This is a genomic window from Arthrobacter sp. P1_B9 (assembly GCF_056406495.1).
Window position 1 is genome coordinate 267924 of the sequence record NZ_JBFUAA010000001.1, and the last position, 18626, is coordinate 286549.

At 65.2% G+C, this 18626-nt stretch carries 10 protein-coding genes and 1 tRNA gene; 5 read left to right on the forward strand and 6 right to left on the reverse strand.

Features of this window, described 5'->3' with window-relative positions; all coding sequences use genetic code 11:
• The first annotated feature begins 127 nt into the window (after positions 1–127).
• From AC1D1A_RS01190 to AC1D1A_RS01210, 5 genes are all read left to right on the forward strand, one after another.
• Positions 128–1555 carry an MFS transporter gene (locus tag AC1D1A_RS01190; RefSeq protein WP_476858798.1) on the forward strand — a complete coding sequence of 476 codons (1428 nt, stop codon included), beginning with the start codon at positions 128–130 and terminating at the stop codon, positions 1553–1555.
• Between the two features lie 43 nt (positions 1556–1598).
• Complete coding sequence (locus AC1D1A_RS01195; protein ID WP_476946946.1) at positions 1599–2630, forward strand: M20/M25/M40 family metallo-hydrolase; 1032 nt, start codon at positions 1599–1601, stop codon at positions 2628–2630.
• A gap of 473 nt (positions 2631–3103) precedes the next feature.
• Positions 3104–4375, forward strand: a complete 1272-nt coding sequence (gene ectB / locus AC1D1A_RS01200) for a diaminobutyrate--2-oxoglutarate transaminase (RefSeq protein WP_476848890.1) — start codon at positions 3104–3106, stop codon at positions 4373–4375.
• 75 nt (positions 4376–4450) lie between these two features.
• Complete coding sequence (locus AC1D1A_RS01205) at positions 4451–5902, forward strand: aspartate kinase (protein WP_476946947.1); 1452 nt, start codon at positions 4451–4453, stop codon at positions 5900–5902.
• 15 nt (positions 5903–5917) lie between these two features.
• Entirely contained in the window at positions 5918–10252 is a 4335-nt protein-coding gene (locus AC1D1A_RS01210) for a Pls/PosA family non-ribosomal peptide synthetase (protein ID WP_476946948.1), read from the forward strand.
• Here AC1D1A_RS01210 and AC1D1A_RS01215 read toward each other — a convergent pair.
• The 6 genes from AC1D1A_RS01215 to bcp form a co-directional block, all read right to left on the reverse strand.
• Positions 10249–13428 (reverse strand): efflux RND transporter permease subunit, encoded by a 3180-nt coding sequence (locus tag AC1D1A_RS01215; protein ID WP_476946949.1) that lies wholly within the window; start codon positions 13426–13428, stop codon positions 10249–10251. The two genes, AC1D1A_RS01210 and AC1D1A_RS01215, sit on opposite strands and share 4 nt — an antisense overlap.
• Before the next feature lie 119 nt (positions 13429–13547).
• Positions 13548–15050, reverse strand: a complete 1503-nt coding sequence (locus AC1D1A_RS01220; protein WP_476857811.1) for a malate:quinone oxidoreductase — start codon at positions 15048–15050, stop codon at positions 13548–13550.
• A 78-nt stretch (positions 15051–15128) separates the two neighbouring features.
• Positions 15129–16784: an ABC transporter substrate-binding protein gene (locus tag AC1D1A_RS01225; RefSeq protein ID WP_476857825.1), complete on the reverse strand. Its 1656-nt coding sequence runs from the start codon at positions 16782–16784 to the stop codon at positions 15129–15131.
• Positions 16785–17024: 240 nt separating this feature from the next.
• Positions 17025–17702 carry a fasciclin domain-containing protein gene (locus tag AC1D1A_RS01230; protein ID WP_476857810.1) on the reverse strand — a complete coding sequence of 226 codons (678 nt, stop codon included), beginning with the start codon at positions 17700–17702 and terminating at the stop codon, positions 17025–17027.
• Positions 17703–17939: 237 nt separating this feature from the next.
• Positions 17940–18021, reverse strand: a tRNA-Leu gene (locus AC1D1A_RS01235).
• Between the two features lie 118 nt (positions 18022–18139).
• Entirely contained in the window at positions 18140–18613 is a 474-nt protein-coding gene (gene bcp, locus AC1D1A_RS01240; protein ID WP_476857809.1) for a thioredoxin-dependent thiol peroxidase, read from the reverse strand.
• Between the last annotated feature and the right edge of the window lie 13 nt (positions 18614–18626).

The following is an 18626-nucleotide window of genomic DNA, read 5'->3' on the forward strand; positions in this document are numbered from 1 at the left end:
CGCGTTGCCGGCCGCGTTCCCGCCTTCGGCGACGGCGCGGGCCTAGGATGCAATCAATCGGCTGGCCGCGAGGTGCCCGCCCTCCCGGAAGGCCGCCATGCGCCGTGTTGTAGCTTTTCTGTGTCTGGTGGAGCTCACCAGTGGAGTCCTGCAGGGCTATTACACGCCCATCCTCACCGATATCGCCCGGCACCTGGGAATCCACGACGCCGACGTCAACTGGTTCGAGGCCGCGCAGCTCATGGTCAGCGCCCTCGCCGTCCCGGTGCTGGCCAAGCTGGGGGACATGTACGGGCACAAGAGGATCCTGCTGGTTTCCACGCTGGTCACCGCCACCGCCTCCTGGGGCGTCGCGCTCGCCCCGGACTTCTGGACCTTCCTGGCCGCGTGGTCGTTCCAGGGTTTCTACGTGGTCTGGCTGCCCCTGGAAATTGCCCTGATCTTCAGCCGCGTCCATCAGTTGCCCGACGGCGCCGCCCGCACGCGGCGCGCGGCCGGCGTCCTCGTCGGGGCGCTGGAAGCCGGTGTCATCGCCGGGGCGCTCGCCGCCGGTGCGCTCGTGGAAGTGTTCGCGGGCCAGCTGCAGCTGGTGCTCCTGGTCCCCGCGGTGGCCGTCTCCGCATGCTGGTTCGCCGTCAGGTTTGGCGTGCCGGAGTCGCGGGAGCGCAGCGGCGGACGCGTGGACACCCGCGGCTTCACGCTCCTCGCCCTCGGGCTGCTGCTTATCACGTCCGGTCTGACCTTCATGCGCCTCAACGGGGCCGGCGCGTGGTGGCCGTGGGCGCTGGTGGGAGCCGGAATTCTGGTGTTCGTTCCGTTTGCGCGGTTCGAGCTGCGCGCGGCCGATCCGCTCGTCGACATCCGAATGCTGCGGGGTAAGTCCATGTGGCCCGTCCAGCTGACCGCCGGGCTCTTTGGCGTCTCGGTGCTCGGCGCGCAGGCCCCGCTGTCCACCTTCGCCCGGACGGATCCCGCGCTGCACGGCTACGGCCTCGGGCTGCGCGCCGGGCAGGTCTCCATCATCATCGGGGTCTACGTGCTGGCGCTGCTGGTGGGCGCGCTGCTGTACCCGGTGGTGACCCGCCGGCTCACCCCGCGCTGGACCCTCGTGGGCGCCGCCACGCTCGTGGGCCTGGGCTACCTGCTGTTCCTGCCGTTCCACGGCAGTCTCGCCCAAGCGCTGGCCAACATGGCGATCGCCGGTGTCGGCTCCGGGGCCCTCGTGGCGGCGCTGCCTTCGGCGGCCGCCGCGGCCGCGCCCCTCAACCGGACCGCGATGGCCACGGGTTTGACCAACACCACCAAGACCATCGGCGGAGCCTTCGCGTCCGCGGTGTTCGGCATCGCCCTGGTCAGCCACGTCCTGGCCGAGGCCGGGGCCGGCGCGGGGGACGCCGGTCAGACCGCGGCGCCGCTCGCTGGCTACCTCACGGTATGGACCATCTGCGGAGTCACCGGGCTTGCCGCCGCTGCCGCGCTGGTGGTGGTGCCCCGTCTGGCCTTCTCCGACCCGGCGGCCGTGGCCGCCGCACCGCTTAGGGCCGGCTCGCACTAGGGGTGGCCTTCCTCCCCGGCGACTGAGGCAGTATGTTCTTAGCGTGACGGGTACGCGGAGGTACGAGCGGGGGCGCGCGGCGGCCGCGGCTGTCCTGGTGGCAATCAGCCTTTTGGTTTCGGGATGTTCGGCACCCACCGTGCTGGCCCCGGCGAGCACGGTGGACGCGCGCGCGGTGCTGGCGGCGTTCGAGTCCCGGGACGTGGTGGGGCACCTGCAGGCGCTGCAGCGGGTTGCCGATGCCAACGGCGGGAACCGGGCCTCGGGCACCTCGGGGTATGAGGAGTCGGCCCGATACGTCGAGGAACAGCTGCGCGCGGCCGGGTACTCGCCGGTGCGGCAGAGCTTCACGTTCAAAGAGGACGGCCGGCGCGGCAAGACGGTGGAGTCCTTCAACATCCTCGCCGACACGGGTGGCGATGCCGGGCACACCGTGGTGGTGGGTGCGCATCTGGACTCCGTGCAGGAGGGCCCGGGCATCAACGACAACGCCAGCGGGGTCGCGGCCGTCCTGGAGACCGCGCGGTGGATGAAGGAGGCCGGAATCACCCCGGCCAACCGGGTCCGGTTCGCGTTCTGGGGCGGCGAGGAGGACGGGCTGTACGGGTCCCAGCACTACGTCGACGAACTCAGTGCGGCCGAGATCGGCCAGACCGCGGCGAACCTGAACGTGGACATGGCGGCCTCGCCCAACGGTGTGCGGTCCGTGCATGACGGGGACGGATCGGATTTCGGCGACGGCGGCCCGGCCGGGTCCAAGGCGATCGAGGACATCCTGTTCCGGTACTTCCAGGAGAACGCGCTGCCGGCAGAGACCACGCCCTTTGACGGCGGCTCGGACTACGACGCCTTCCTCTCGGCCGGCATTCCCGGCGGCGGGCTGTTCACCGGGGATGAGAAGAGGAAGACCCAGGCCCAGGCGCAGGCCTATGGCGGGGTGGCGGGCAAGGACCTCGATCCCTGCTACCACGAGGCCTGCGACACCATCGCCAACACCAACCCGCAACTGCTCACCGAAATGTCCGGCGCCCTGGCCTACGGCACCGTGGCCTACGCGATGGCCAAGACCGGCTAAACACCAGCTTCGCCTTTCAAACGACTCTCAAAACGGTGTCCCATCCCTCGCCGCGTTCGCCGGCCCCGTTGGGAGAGGAAGTCGGATGTCCATGGCGCCGGCGCCCATGTCCCCCGGATGCCCGGCAGCCGGCATTTTTCCGAGTAGCCCGGGGCCTTCAAAGGTGAGAAACCCTGCCGAATCGGGTAGTTAATCAGCCGTTTGAGGGGAAAAGACAGGTACCCGCTACTCAGGTGCTGTGAGTTTCCTGAGTTTACGATAAGAAACGGAAAAGCATTTGGGCAGGCGTCTAGGATCTGCCCAGTTCCCGCCTAGAGCACCTCTATGCGGGAGTAAATACGGGCCCCGTGAAGCAAAGGTCAGTGCGCCACAGGCGCTGCGCTGTCCCCTTCCCCGCGCCCGTCATCCGGGAACCCGGGTTGTGTTTGCGCTCGGGCAACTTCGCTAGTCGGAAGTACGGGGGACATCGACAGATGGATATCTTCGAAAGCTTGGAGTCTGAGGTCCGCAGCTACTGCCGCAGTTGGGACACCGTGTTTGAACGTGCGTCCGGCAGCAGCCTCTACAGTGAAGACGGCAGAGAATATTTGGACTTCTTTTCCGGTGCCGGAGCACTGAACTACGGGCACAACAACCCGGTGCTGCTGCAGCCGCTGGTGGACTATCTTCTCTCCGGCGCAATCGTTCATTCACTCGATATGAAAACACCGGCCAAGCGGCGCTTCCTGGAAACCTTCCGGGAGTTGATCCTCGAGCCCAGGAATTTGGACTACAAAGTCATGTTCCCCGGACCGACGGGAACAAACTCAGTGGAGGCAGCCCTGAAGCTTGCCCGGAAGGTTACCGGCAGGCAGCATGTCCTGAGCTTCACCAACGCGTTTCACGGGATGACCCTGGGATCGTTGTCGGTCACGGGCAATTCAATGAAACGGCAGGGAGCCGGCGTCCCGCTGACGAACACATCGAGCATGCCCTATGACGGGTTCTTCAATGGTCAGATGCCGGACTTTCTGTGGCTCCGGCAAGCCTTGGAGGACAGGGGATCGGGCATCGATAAGCCCGCAGCGGTGATCGTGGAAACCGTCCAGGGCGAGGGTGGGCTCAGGGCCGCCCGGGTGTCCTGGCTGCGAGGCCTTGCCGAGCTGTGCCGGCAACACGACATCCTGCTCATCGTGGATGATGTCCAGGCCGGCTGCGGACGGACCGGGACCTTCTTCAGCTTCGAGGAGGCGGGGATCACTCCGGATATCGTCTGCCTGTCGAAGTCCATCTCGGGCTTTGGACTGCCTTTGGCACTGACACTGTTCAAACCCGGACTGGATATTTGGAAGCCTGGCGAGCACAACGGAACTTTCCGGGGGCACAACCCGGCATTCGTCACCGGCGCCGCTGCCCTGGAGCACTACTGGCGGGACGGCAGCTTCCAGTCAAGCGTCGCGGGGCTCATTTCCCAGCTCCACGAGGGGCTTACCCAGATCGCAGCGGGCGTCGAAGGCGCCACGGTCCGTGGCCGGGGACTGCTCGCGGGTGTTTACTACCCCAACCCCGAGACTGCGGAGAGGATTGCGGCTGAATCCTTTGCCCGGGGTCTGCTCGTGGAAACGTCCGGACCCGAAGGGGAAGTGGTCAAGACGATGCCCGCGCTGACTATCAGCCCCGAGGATCTTCAGAAGGGACTCGATATTCTCGCTGCGGCCGCAGTGACTGTGACCGGGGAGCCGGTGGCCTTGGGATCAACCATTTGAGCATCCGATCAGGGCGAAACGGCTCGAAGGGGCCAGTGCCCCTTGCAAGAATCGAAGTAGATTTCGGGGAGCAAAATGGGTACCCGCAAGGCAACAGCTTTCAACGACAGTGATCTAGCGGAAACCGACCGGGCGATTCCCCCGGGTAGTGTCATTGTTCAAAAGTTTGGCGGTTCGTCCCTGGCGGATGCCGCGGGTATCCTCCGGGCAGCCGAGCGGATCGCCAAAACACGGACCAACGGCTATCGGGTCGTGGCGGTGGTGTCCGCCATGGGGGACACCACCGATGAACTCTGCGATCTTGCCGCGGAAGTTTCCGCCCGGCCCTTGCCTGTGGACCTTGACGCCCTGCTGAGCATCGGCGAGCTTGTGTCCTCGGCCCTTTTGGCGATTGCCCTGGCGGATCTCGGCCAGCTGCCCCGCACATTTACGGGCAGTGCGGCCGGCCTCATTACCGACAACATCCACGGCAAGGCACACATCACCGATGTCAGGCCGGACCGCGTCCGCAGTAGTCTGGCCCGTAGCGAGGTCCCCATCGTCGCAGGATTCCAGGGCAGGACGCAGAAACGGAACAGGGTGACCACGCTCGGCCGTGGCGGCTCGGATCTCACCGCGGTCGCCCTGGCCGCTGCGCTCGAAGCCGATATTTGCGAGATATACACGGACGTCGACGGCGTCTACACCGCGGACCCCCGGGTTGTCCCGACGGCGCGGAAGATCGAGATCCTCTCGAGCGAGGAAATGCTTGAGTTCGCCGCCTCCGGCTGCAAGGTATTGCACCTGCGGTGTGTTGAATACGCCCGCCGGTTCGGTATTCCGATCCATGTGAGGTCCTCCTTCGTGCCGGAGCCCGGGACGTTGATCCTGCCCGGCCTTGACCGTCATCCACTGCTCCAGCCCGCCAGGGAACAACCCGAGGTGACCGCTGTAGCCGGGGTCAACTCGGCGTCGAAAATCACAGTCGTGGGAATTCCGGACCAGCCGGAGAGCATGGCGCGCATCTTGCATGTCCTCTCTCGGTCCGGGGCGCATGTCCAGGCAATTGTCCAAAATACGGCCGGCCCCGGCCCGAGGCGTTCCGATGTTGCACTGATCGTGCCTGCTGCCCATGCAGGTAACGCCCTTGCTGTGCTGGATGCCGAAAAGGGAAGCATTGGATTTGAAGGTTTGCAGCACGACGACCGGGTGGGCCGGGTGTCCATTACTGGACTGGGCATGCGGTCGTCCCCGCAAATCTTCTGCACCTTCCTCAAGGCCCTGTCCGACGCCGACGTGGAGCTCGATCTCGTCGACATCTCCGAGACGTCCGTGGGGGCTGTCACGCACGCCGACCGGCTCGCGGATGCCGAGCGCGCTGTCCGGCGGGCCTTCGGCATGACCCCGGCGGACGAGGCAACGGCGGCCGGTCATGAAGGCCATCTCACACCCGCTGTTGGCCCCCCGCTCCAGACGTGGGTCCCGATTTCCGGCCAGGATATGACCCCTGTTCCGGCGGGCGACAGAACTGTGGCACGTCACTTCTAGCGAAGGAGCTAAAGGATGGGCAAGACCGCGAGGACCGGAAACGGCCTCACCAGACCTCCCGAGTTGCGGGGAATCATGTCGATGATCGGCGGCTCGGAAGGCGGAACTGTCCTGACGTCGGCTGCGCCCGATCAGGCCGCCCGCTGGCGGCGGGGCGAGCGGTTGGACCGGCTGTTTGAGGATAGTTGCGACCGCTTGCGGGAACAGGGGCGCGGCGACCAGGTTGCCGTCGATGCGGGGGACGTTGTCCTGACGTACACGGAGCTGGATGAACGGGCGAACCAGCTGGCGCGGCATCTCTTGGTGTGCGGTGCCCGGCCGGGTGACCGCATCGCCCTGCTGTTTGACCAGCCATGGCGGGCCTACGTGGCGATGCTGGCCGTTCTGAAGATCCACGCGGCCTATGTTCCCCTGGACCCGGGTTTCCCCCCTGACCGTCTTCAGTACATTGTCGAGGACGCCAACGTGGCCATGGTCCTGTCTCTGTCCCATCTGAGGGATCTGCTGCCTGAGGTGGCCGCTGTCACGGTGTGCGTCGATGATGTGCAGGCCCAGATCGACGCCAAGGATTCCTCCCGTTTGGGAAGCGCGGACCATGGCGGAACCAAGGATGAGCTGGCCTACATTATCTACACCTCCGGCTCGACCGGCCGGCCCAAGGGCGTGGCAGTGGAGCAGGCCAGCATCTGCAATTTTGTCCGGGTGGCCTCTGACATCTACGGGATTGAGTCCACGGACCGCGTGTACCAAGGTATGACGATCGCCTTCGATTTCTCGGTGGAGGAAATCTGGGTTGCCTGGATGGTCGGAGCCACGCTGGTGCCCAAGCCGGGCCGGTCCAGCATGCTGGGTGCCGAACTCGCGGAGTACCTGCAGGAAAAACGGATCACCGCCCTTTGCTGCGTTCCAACGCTGCTGGCGACGCTTGACGAGGACCTGCCCGATTTGCGGTTCCTGCTGGTCTCCGGAGAGGCGTGCCCGAAGGATCTCGTGATGCGCTGGCACCGCCCCGGCCGGCGCTTCCTGAACGTCTACGGCCCCACCGAAGCGACCGTGACTGCCACCTGGTCGGTCCTGGACCCGGACCTGCCCGTGTCCCTCGGAGTGCCCTTGCCCACCTACACCGCGGTCATTGTGGATCCCGCCGAGCTTCGGGCCCTGCCGCGCGGTGAAATGGGAGAAATCGGCCTCGCAGGGGTGGGGCTGGCGCGCGGGTACGTGAACCGTCAGGACCTGACGGAGCGGGCCTTTGTCCCGGATTTCCTCGGAATCGAGAACAACCCGTCCGGCCGGATTTATCGCACAGGGGACCTCGGACGGGTGAACGACGACGGGCAGCTCGAATATTTCGGCCGGATCGATACCCAAGTCAAAATACGTGGCTACCGCATCGAACTGAGCGAAATAGAATCCGTCCTCCTGCAGCTCCCCGGCATTGCACAGGCAGTCGTACAGACGTATGAGCCGGAACAAGGAACCGTGGAGCTGGCCGCCTACTACACCCTGCGCCAGGACGTGGAGGGCGTGGATGCTCATGACCTCCACCGGATGCTGCGCACCAGGCTCCCCGGATACATGGTTCCTGCCTATTTTGAACAGCTGGACTCCATTCCCATGATGGCCAGTGACAAAGTGGACAGGAAGCGGCTACCCCGTCCCGAGCACAGGATCAGCCGGGCGGCCGCGGGGTCCTTTACCGCCCCCACAACTGCCGCCGAAGAGGCCCTGGCCGCGCAGCTTGGCACCGTCCTGAGCCTTGAGAAGGTTTCCACCGATGCCCACTTCTTCAACGACCTTGGCGCCGACTCGCTGTTGATGGCCCGCTATTGCGCCCGCATCAGGAAAGAAACCGCCCTGCCCGCAGCCGCGATGCAGGATATCTATGAGAACCCGACGGTCCGGCAGCTCGCCGCCTGCCTCGAAGCCCGGCACAGTGAATCCGTCCTCAGCGCGGCCGTAGCAGAGACCGACGCTGTACCCCCGGTTCCGATGCCACCACCCAGCACCTTCCAGTTCGTCATGTGCGGGGCAATTCAGTTGCTGATTTTCCTGGGTTACACTTCGTACGCTGCTTCCCTGCTGATTATCGGCTTCCAGTGGACATCCGGGGGCAGCAATCCATTTGACATGTGGCTGCGGTCCATTGGTTTCGGCGCCGCCATGTTCCTGATCCTTTCCGCGACCCCGATCCTCGCCAAGTGGATTCTGGTTGGGCGGTGGAAGCCGGGCAACATCCGAATATGGAGTCTGGCTTATCTCCGTTTTTGGGCAGTCAAGACACTTACCAGGGCAAATCCACTGGTCTTGTTCGCCGGCTCTCCGCTGTATGTGGTGTACCTGCGGCTCCTGGGCGCAAAGATCGGCAAGGGGGTGGTGATCTTCTCCCGGAAGGTGCCCGCGTGCCCGGACCTGCTCACCGTCGGTGACAACACAGTCATCCACAAGAACTCCTCGTTCCAATGCTATCGGGCACGCTCGGGCATGATTGAAACCGGTCCCGTGATGCTGGGCAGAAATGTCCTTGTGTCGGAGAAAACCACGTTGGACATCGCTACGTCGATGGGAGACGACACTCAGCTGGGACATGCTTCATCGTTGCAGACCGGGCAGGTTGTACCTGGTGGACAAATCTGGCACGGTTCGCCTGCTGCGCGCACCAACACCAATTACCTGCGTGTCCCGCCCACTAATTGCGGCACGCGACGCAGGGTCATTTTCAGCCTTCTCCAGTTGTTCAACCGTTTGGTCCTGGTGGTTCCGGCGGGCCTTCTCGGGCTGGCCGTGCTCCTGCCCCCCTACCTGAGCACGGGACACCTGCAGCCGGGCTCCCCAAACTTTTTCATAGACGTACTCGCCGTAACACTGGTTCTGTTCGTTGTCGGGCTGATCACCGGCCTGATCATCATCTTCAGCATCCCGCGTTTGCTCAATCGCTTCATCAAGCCGGAAAAGGTCTATCCGCTGTACGGCGTGCACTTCACCATCCAGCGCATGATCGCCCGCGTGTCCAACGTCAAACTGTACAAAGACGTCTTCGGCGACAGTTCGTACATAGTGCACTATCTGAAGGCCTTGGGTTATAACCTCGGCAGGGTGGAGCAAACCGGGTCAAACTTCGGCCCCACACTGGCCCACGAGTCGCCGTTCCTGAGCTCAGTGGGAACAGGAACTATGGTCGCGGACGGCCTCAACATGATGAATGCCGACTTCTCAAGCACGTCGTTCCGTCTCTCGCGGGTCCACCTGGCTGGCCACAACTTTCTCGGTAATGCCATCAGTGTTCCGATCGGATCCAGGGTCGGGGAGAACTGTCTCTTGGCCACGAAGGTGATGATTCCGATCGACGGTCCGATCCGTGCGGATGTGGGCCTGCTGGGGTCACCGCCGTTCGAGATTCCCCGGTCTGTTCAGCGTGACGCCCAGTTTGACGAACAGACGATTGCAGAGGCGCGGAACAGCGCTCTCCCGGCAAAGAACCGGCACAACATCCTGAGCATGGTGCTGTTCCTGGCCGTGCGCTGGTTCCTGTTGTTTGTTGCCACGTTTAGCGCCGCCATTGCCGTGTCGGCATTCAGCTTCCTCGGTGTGCTGGCGATCGCAGCCATGATGCTCACCTTGCTGCTGTTCCGCGTACTGATTGCCGTGCTTGTTGAGCGCTCGGTCATGGGCTTCCGCCACCTGAAGCCGCAATACTGCTCCATCTACGACCCCTACTTCTGGCGGCACGAACGTCTATGGAAGCTGCTGGCCATGCCGGGCTTCAACGGAACCCCGTTCAAGCCCGTGATCTGGCGAATGCTCGGCGTCAAGGTCGGCAAGCGGCTCTACGATGCCGGCGCCAACATACCGGAGAAAACTCTTGTGGCTATCGGTGATGATTGTGCGTTCAATGAAGGAGCCACCATTCAGGGCCACTCCATGGAAGACGGGGCCTTCAAATCCGACTACATCGTTCTCGGCAACCGTTGCTCCCTTGGCGTGGATTCGTGGGTCAACTACGGGGTGACGATGCAGGATGGTTCGTCACTCGGTGCCGACGCCCTCTTGATGAAGGGCGAAGACGTCCCGGAAGATTCAACCTATACCGGCAACCCGGCGCGGGAGGTGACAAGCCCCGTCGCCCCCAAACCGCTCGCGGCCGTGGTTTCTGGGAGCCCTCGCTACGGCGTTCCGCGCCACGGTGGCCCCCGCCACCGGGAAGCCGTCGCAGTACCCGCTGGACTCGTCAGACTCTCGAAGGGAACCTACGCAACTCACGGGACGCACAGGGCTCCCAAGGCAGCGCGGACCCTCGTCAAGCCTAACGTCGAGGCCGAGGACAAGGCAGGGACGCCCGGTTCTGGTTCCTAGTGCGAACTGGTTGGCAGGGGAGCGTCTTCCGGGAAGTCGTCGGGGAAGTCCTCGGTCACGGCCGGCCCGGAATGGCGTCCGCGGCGCAGCGACTTCTGCAGTGTCCTGCGCTCGCGCCGGCCTTCCACGAGCCGGTACAGCACCGGGACCAGGATGAGTGTGAGGGCGGTGGAGGAGATCAGGCCGCCGATCACCACGATCGCCAGGGGCTGGGAGATGAATCCGCCGCCGCCGGTCAGTCCCAGCGCCATCGGTGTCAGGGCGAACACCGTGGCGAGCGCCGTCATGAGGATGGGGCGGAGGCGCTGGCGGGCGCCGTGCATGATCGCGTCCGCCACGTTCATCCCGGGTTCGCCGTTGCGCGGCTGGCGGTACTGGTTGATGAGGTCGATCAGCACAATCGCGTTGGTCACCACGATGCCCACGAGCATCAACATGCCGATCAGCGACGGCAGGCCCAACGGCACACCGGTCACCACGAGCAGGGCGATTGCGCCTGTCGCGGCGAACGGGACGGAGACCAGCAGGATCAGCGGCTGCACGAGCGATTTGAACGCAGCCACCATGATCACGTAGACGATCGCGATGGCGGCGAGCAGCGCGAGCCCGAGCTGGCGGAACGAATCGGCCTGCTGCGTCGTGGCACCGCCGATCGTGGCGGTCACCCCGGGCGGCAGCTGGACTGACTTGAGCCGGTTCTGCACCTCGGTGCTGACCGCGCCGAGGTTGGAGCCCGACGGCGTCACCGAGACCCGCGCGGTGCGCTGGCCGTTGCTGGCGGTGATGGAGACGGGGACGTCCACCTGCTCTACCGAGGCGATGCTGCCCAGCGCAACGGCGCCGGCCGCCGTCGGGAGCGGCATGTCCCGGACGGCCTCGATGCTCGTGAAGCGGGTGCCCTCGCCAATCCGGACCGGGAAGTCGTTGGTGTCGATGCGGATCGTCCCGGCCGGAATCGGGCTGATCGTGGCGGCCAGGACCCCGGCCACGCGCTCCTCGTTCAGGCCGGCCGCGACGGCCTTGGCGCGGTCCACCTTGACCTGGACCACCGGCTGGCTGGCGGCCAGGTTGGTGGCCACTTCGCTGCTGCCCGGGACACCGTCCATGGCCTTGACCATCGCGTCACTGGCCGTCTGGAGATCGGCGGTGGTGGCGGCCTTGAGGGTGATGTCCACGGTTGACGAAGTGCCGAAGCCGCCCTGCTGGGAACCAACCGTGATCTTTCCGGCGTCGCCGAGCTTGGAGAGTTCGCTGCGGACGGTCTCCTGGAGCCTGCCCTGGTTGGCTTTCTCGTCCGTCACCACGGTGAACGTCGAATTGGACGCGCCGGAGGAGAGCAGGGCCGAGAAGCCGGTCTGGGCGTTGCCGGTGGTGGCCTGGACGTCCTTGATTCCGTCGATGCCCCGCAGGGTGTCCTCGACGCGAATCGCCGAAGCGCTGGCCTCGTCAAGGCTGGTCCCTGCCGGCAGGGCCTGCTTGACGGTCATGCTGTTCTCGCCGGAGCGGCCCAGGAGGTCGGTGGCGAGCAGCGGGGACATCGCAACGGTGCCGGCAAGCACCAGGGCCGCGGCCACCAGGGTGAGGACCGGGTGCCGCTGCGTGCCGGACAGGACAGGCAGGTAGCCGCGCTGCAGGAGCGTGCTCTGCTCGGCCTCGTGCGCCTTGGCGGCAATGCCAGCGGCAGAAGCCGGAGAGCCGGTGACGGCGGGTGTGCGCAGGAACCAGTAGGCCAGCACCGGCACGATGGTCAGCGAGACCAGCAGCGAGGAGAGCAGGGCGATGGTCACTGTCAGGGCGAACGGACGGAACAGCGCACCGGCCAGGTCGCCGACGAAGGCGATGGGCAGGAAGACGGCCACGGTGGTCAGGGTGGACGCCGTGATGGCGCCGGCAACTTCGCGGATGGCGGTTCCGATCGCGGTGATCTTGTCCTCGCCGTAGCTCAGGTGCCGTTTGATGTTTTCGATGACCACGATCGAGTCGTCCACGACGCGGCCGATGGCGATGGTGAGCGCGCCAAGGGTGAGGATGTTGAGTGAGTAGCCGGTGCCAGCGAGGCCGATGAACGTGATCAGCAGGGACAGTGGGATGGACACGGCCGTCACCAGGGTGGCGCGCACTGACATCAGGAACACCAGGATCACCAGGACGGCGAAGCCCAGTCCCAGCAGGCCCTCGGTGGTGAGGTCCTTGATGGACTTCTCGATGAACGGCGCCTGGTCGAAGACCGGGGTGAATTTGGCGTTGGAGCCAAGCTCGGCCTCAAGTTGCGGGATGGCGTCCTTGACCGCGTGGGAGATCGCGACGGTGTCGCCCTCGGGCTTCTTGGTCACGGACAGGGCGAGGGTTTCCTTGCCGTTGGTCCGCGTGATTGACGTGCGGGCGTCCTCGACCAGGCTGACATCCGCCACGCTGCCGATCGTCGCCGCATCGCGGGCCGCGCCCAGCGGGAGGGCCTTGATGGCGTCGAGGGAGTCCACCGGGCTGCCGATCTGCAGCGAGAGGGTTTTGCCCTGTTCCTCGATGGTGCCGGCCGGGACCAATGCACCGTTGTTCTTCAGCGCGTCGCTGATGGCCTGGAGGCTCGTGCCCGATGCCGCCAGGTCCCGGGGCCGCGGCAGGATCTGGATGTGCTGCGTGGCGCCGCCGGTCACGTCGGCGCCGCGCACGCCGTCGAGCTTCTGCAGCACAGGGACGCTGAGCCGGGCGAGATCGGCGTTGAGTTCACTGAGCGGTTTGTCCGAGGACACGGCCAGGAAGACGATCGGGAAGTCGCTGATGCTCCCGGCGATCGCCTGCGGCTGGACGTCCTTCGGCAGGGCCTGCTTGGCGTTGGAGATGGCGCGGTCGATCTGGTTCCGGGCCCGGTCCAGGTTGGAGCCGTAGGTGAACGCCAGGGAAATCTGCGAGACGCCGTTCCGGGACGTTGACGACGTCGATTCCAGCCCCTCGACGCTGTTCAGCGCCTTTTCCAACGGGGCACTGATCTGCTTGTCCACGACTTCCGGCGACGCACCGGGCATCGAGGAGATCACGGTGATCTGCGGGAACTCGATGGAGGGGATGAGCTCCTGTTTCAGCGAGGACATCGTGATCACGCCGAAAACGCAAGCGAACACCGTGATCAGCGCGATCAGGGCCCGGTTGGCGAGAGACAGCTTTGCGAGCCGGAACATCTCATGGTCTCCTGGTGGGTCGGGGGCGTCCTGCACAACGGGACATCAAAAAACGGGGACGTCACGGGTTGCAGCGGTCCCAAACCAGCAGTGTAAACCAGCCGCGGCCGGGCGCCGGCCTAGTTGCTGGCGGTGACCTGTTCGAGTTGCAGCGCCTTGGCCGTCTCGGCCTCCAGCGTGGCGGCGAGCTCAGGGTTGTCGTTGAGCTTGACGCCGTAGCCGGGCATCATGTCCTTGAGCTTGGACTGCCAGCCCTTGAAGTTCTTCGGGAAGGACTTCTGGAGCAGCTCGATCATGATCGGCACGGCGGTGGACGCGCCCGGGGATGCGCCAAGCAGGGCGCCGATGGTGCCGTCGCGTCCGGCGATGACCTCGGTGCCGAACTGCAGCACGCCGCCCTTCTTCGGGTCCTTCTTGATGATCTGGACCCGCTGGCCGGCGGTGATGAGCTCCCAGTCGCCGTCCTTGGCCTCGGGGTAGTACTCCCGCAGGGCCTCGACCTTGTCGCCGTGACGCTTGGCGACTTCCTTGATCAGGTAGGCGGTGAGGTCCATGTTGTCCTTGGCCACGGCCAGCATCGGGATGATGTTGGAGGGGCGGATGGACAGCGGCAGGTCCAGGTAAGAGCCGCTCTTGAGGAAGTTCGTGGAGAAGCCGGCGTACGGGCCGAACAGCAGGGAGCGCTTGCCGTTGACGTAGCGGGTGTCCAGGTGCGGCACGGACATGGGCGGGGCGCCGACAGACGCCTGGCCGTAGACCTTCGCGCTGTGCCGGGCGGCGATGCCCTCGTCGGTGCAGCGGAAGAACTGGCCGGAGACCGGGAAACCGCCAAACCCCTTGCCTTCCGGGATACCGGAGGCCTGCAGCAGGTGCAGGGCCCCGCCGCCGGCTCCGACAAACACGAACTTCGCGTGGATGGAGCCGTGCTCGCCGCTCCTGGCGTGCTTCAGCGACAGGTCCCAGCCGCCGCCGGACGCGCGCTTGATGTCGCTGACGTTGTGGCCGTAGTTGATCTCCACGCCGTTGTTGCCCAGGTAGGTGGTCAGCTCGCGGGTCAGGGCGCCGAAGTCGACGTCGGTGCCCTCGGCGGCGCGGGTTGCCGCGACGCGCTGCTTGGGGTCGCGGCCCTTGACGATCAGCGGGGCCCACTTGGCGATCTGCGCGTGGTCCTCGGAATACTCCATCGAACGGAACAGCGGGTTCGGCTTGAGTGCCTCGTAGCGGGTGCGGAGGAACTTGGTGTGGTCCTCGCCGATCACGAAGCTCATGTGCGGAACGGTGTTGATGAAGCCCTTGGGGGAGCCGATCAGCGAGTTCGAGACGAGGTGGGACCAGAACTGGCGGGACAGCTGGAACTGCTCGTTGATGTTCAGGGCCTTGCCGGGGTCCACCGAGCCGTCTTTGGCTGCGGGGGAGTAATTAAGCTCACACAGGGCAGCGTGTCCGGTGCCGGCGTTGTTCCACGGGTCGGAGCTTTCCAGTCCGGGCTCGTCCAGACGCTCAAAGAGCGAGATGGTCCAGTTCGGCTCAAGCTGCTTGATGAAGGCGCCGAGCGTGGCGCTCATGATGCCGCCGCCAATCAGGACGACGTCGGCGTGTTGGGTCTTGGAAATGAAAGTCACAATCAGTCTCCGATAGCAGCGGCTCTGGCTGTCACAGAATATCCCGCACCGCCCACTAACTGAAATTGGCCCCGGGCGTCAAGGCCTTAGCTCGACCTTTGTGAAAACTTCGTTCAGCACCGGCGACGCCGGGTACTTCAGCACCCGGTCCGAGAGCGCCAGGGCCGAGATCGGGAAGGCAATGGGAACCGCAGGCACCGTGGCCGCGATCTGCCCGTTGATGGTCTGGTACTCCTCGGTGCGGTCCTTGCCGTCCGGCAGGCCCCGGGCCCGGGCGATCTTGGAGAAGACCTGGGGATCCTGGTAACCGAATTCGCCGGTGTTCTCGCCGAAGAGCGGGCCCACGAAATTGTCGGGGTCCGAATACGAGCCGTTCCAGCCCAGCAGGTGCAGAGCGTGGTCGCCCGGGGACGTGACCTTCTGCAGGTAGCCGTCAGCCCAGTCCACCGGTACGGGCTTGACGTTGAGCCCGACGGCGGTCAGTTGCCGGCTGATCTCGGCGTACACCTTTTCCGGCGTCGGCAGGTAGGGCCGGGTGACGTTGAGCGGATAGTAGAACTTCAGCTCCTCGCCCTTGTAGCCGGCCTCGGCCAGGAGTTCCTTGGCCTTGCCCGGGTTGTAGCCGAGCGCCGCGGCATTGTTGTTGAAGCCGCTGAGCTTGGGCGGAACAAACTGGGATGCCTGGGCCGTGTTGTCGATGAAGAACCGGCGGATCAGAGTGTCCTTGTCCAGCGCCATTTCGATCGCCTGGCGGACCTTGAGGTTCTGCAGGATGGGGACCTGCTGGTTCATGCCCAGGTACATCACGGAGAACGGGTCCCGCTGGATGATCTGCTTTCCGCTCTTGACCAGTTGGTCAAAGTTTCCCACGGTGACGGCGTCGTAGGCGTCGATCTTGCCGTCCAGGAGCGCCTGCATCCGGGTCTGCGGGTGATCGTAGGTCACGAACTTGATGGTGCCGATCTGCCCTTTGTCACCCCAGTAGTCCTTGTTGCTGGCCAGGGAGACGCTGCCCGAGTCCCAGGAGCCGAAAACGTACGGCCCTGTGCCTACCGGGTGGAGGCCGTAGGCGGATACCGGCTGCCCGCCCCGGCGCTGGTTCAGGACGTCAGCGTTCTCCGCGGCGAGGGCCTTGGGCGAAGAGATCGCGAAGGCCGGCAGGGTGAGGGCCTGGAGAAAACCCGTGAAGGGCTGGGTGAGGCCGATCCGCACATTGTCCGGCGCGACGGCGGTGCAGTTCTTGTATATGGACAGCGACGCCTGGTCCGCATGGGCCTTGAAGACGCCCTTGAAGGTGGTACCGGTGGCCTGTTCGCGGAGGGCCGGTGAGAAGTTGAACCAGCGGTTGAAGTTGGTGCAGACCGCGGCGGCGTCGAACGGTGTCCCGTCCTGGAATTTAACGTTCCCGCGCAGCTTGAACTCGTAAGTCCGGCCTTCATCGCTCTGGGACCATTCGGTGGCCAGCAGCGGCGTGGGCTGGCCGGTGGTCTGGTCTACGCCCACGAGGCCTTCCAGTACCTGCCGGGAGACGCGGTATGACTCGACGTCGGAGACCAGGGCAGGATCGAGCCCGAGCGGCTCCGAGCCGGTGCCGAAGGTGAAAAGCGCGGTAGGTGCCGCGCTGGCGGTGGCAGAGGCGGTGGGGGAGCTGGGTGCCGGGCCGAGGCTGCCCGTGCAGGACGCGAGCGGCAGGACAAGGAGGGCGGCCCCGATGCTGGCGGCAATCCGCCGCACTGTCCTGCTGGGCACTGTACTGCTGGGCACTCGAGAATCACCTCTGGGAACTGGATGGTCCGCCGGCTGCGGACCAGCCCCAGTCTAGTTGACGGCCGGGTCCGCCAGCTCTTGTGGCACACCGCCGCAAGGCGCACGGCAACGCAAAAAGCGGAGGCCCGCACCTGGTGGTGCGGGCCTCCGCTTCTCCTAGTGGTCCAGGGAGTCAGGCTGGAGCCGGGCAGGAGTGCAAAGGGCTGACTACTTGGGCATCAGGACTGAGTCGACCATGTAGACAGTGGCGTTGGCGGTCTGGACGCCGCCGCAGACAACGTTGGCGCCGTCAACCTTGAGGGCATCCTTGGTGCCGGTGACCGTCACCGAACCGCCTTCAACCGTCTTGTGGGTGCCGACGATCTGGTCCGGGGTGATCTTGCCGGGGACAACGTGGTAGGTCAGGATCTTGCTCAGCGTGGCGTCGTCCGTCTTCAGGGCCTCGATCGTGGCCGGATCGATCTTCTTGAAGGCGTCATCCGTCGGGGCGAAGACGGTGAATTCGCTGCCGTTGAGCGTGTCCACCAGGTTGACCTTGGGGTTGAGCTTGCCGGACACGGCGGCGGTCAGGGTGGTGAGGATCGGGTTGTTGGACGCCGCGGTGGCTACCGGGTCAAGCGCCATGCCGGAGACGGAGCCGGCACCGCTGGGAACCTGGGCGGCGTAGGCGGCGCAGCCGGAGCCGACGAGGTTGGCGGCCGGATCCATGGCCGCGGCGGAGGCGCTCGTGGAGGGGGAGGCCATGCTGGATTCCGCCGGTGCGGAGGACGGGGCCGAGGAGGCGGGGGCCGACGAGGCGCTGGATCCGCCACAGGCAGTGAGGCTGAGCATGGCGGCAGCTGCGATACCTGCAACGGCGAACGTGGTGCGCTTGATGTTCTGCATTTCGGTTTCTCCTTTGTTGTGCCGATGTTTGCCGGCGGCGAATTTTTGCCGCTGCGGCCCTTTCCCGACTGTTGGGCACCGACCCTTGGTTGGTGTCTCAATGGGTATTCGGCTGCTCGGAGGAAACGGATGGGTGCGGATGTGAAATTCTTTTTGGCGGGGTCAAAACTCCTGAAAAATCCCGGAACAGCGCCGGAAACCACAAGAACCCCGGTCCGAAGACCGGGGTTCTCTCTGTGCGCAAGGGGGGACTTGAACCCCCACGCCCGAAGGCACAGGAACCTAAATCCTGCGTGTCTGCCAATTTCACCACTCGCGCGCGGCGCCGTCGTCGTCCCGGGAAAGAACCCCGGCGGCGGACGCCAGGCTCCATTGTACCYATTGCCGGTTTGCTGGTTGCAACGGCTGCCGCGGGCGGACGGACCGGAGACCGGGGACTAGGCGTCGAGTTTCAGGTCCCGGCGAAGTTTGGCGACATGCCCGGTGGCCCGGACGTTGTACTGTGCGACGGCAACCCGGCCGTCGGCGTCGACGACGATGGTCGAGCGGATCAGGCCCTGGTAGGTCTTGCCGTAGTTTTTCTTTTCGCCCCAGGCCGCGTAGGCCTCGGCGACGGAGTGGTCCTCGTCGGAGAGCAGCGGGAAGTTCAGCCCTTCGGCGGCCGCGAACGCGGCAAGCTTCCCGACGGGGTCGGGGGAGATGCCCACGACGTCATAACCTGCGGCCTGAAGCGCGCCGAGGGAATCCCGGAAATCGCAGGCCTCCTTGGTGCATCCCGGCGTGGCGGCTGCCGGGTAGAAGTAGAGCACGGTCTTCCGGCCCCGGAAATCACGCAGGCTGACGTCCTGTCCTTCGGCGTTCTTGAGGGTGAAATCCGGTGCTGTGGCACCGGCGGTGAGTCGCTCGGACACGGGTGTCTCCTTG

Coding starts and splice junctions, on each gene's coding strand:
- AC1D1A_RS01205 (WP_476946947.1), top strand. CDS start 4,451: ATGGGTACCCGCAAGGCAACAGCTTTCAACGACAGTGATCTAGCGGAA.
- AC1D1A_RS01230 (WP_476857810.1), bottom strand. CDS start 17,702: ATGCAGAACATCAAGCGCACCACGTTCGCCGTTGCAGGTATCGCAGCT.
- ectB (WP_476848890.1), top strand. CDS start 3,104: ATGGATATCTTCGAAAGCTTGGAGTCTGAGGTCCGCAGCTACTGCCGC.
- AC1D1A_RS01215 (WP_476946949.1), bottom strand. CDS start 13,428: ATGTTCCGGCTCGCAAAGCTGTCTCTCGCCAACCGGGCCCTGATCGCG.
- AC1D1A_RS01210 (WP_476946948.1), top strand. CDS start 5,918: ATGGGCAAGACCGCGAGGACCGGAAACGGCCTCACCAGACCTCCCGAG.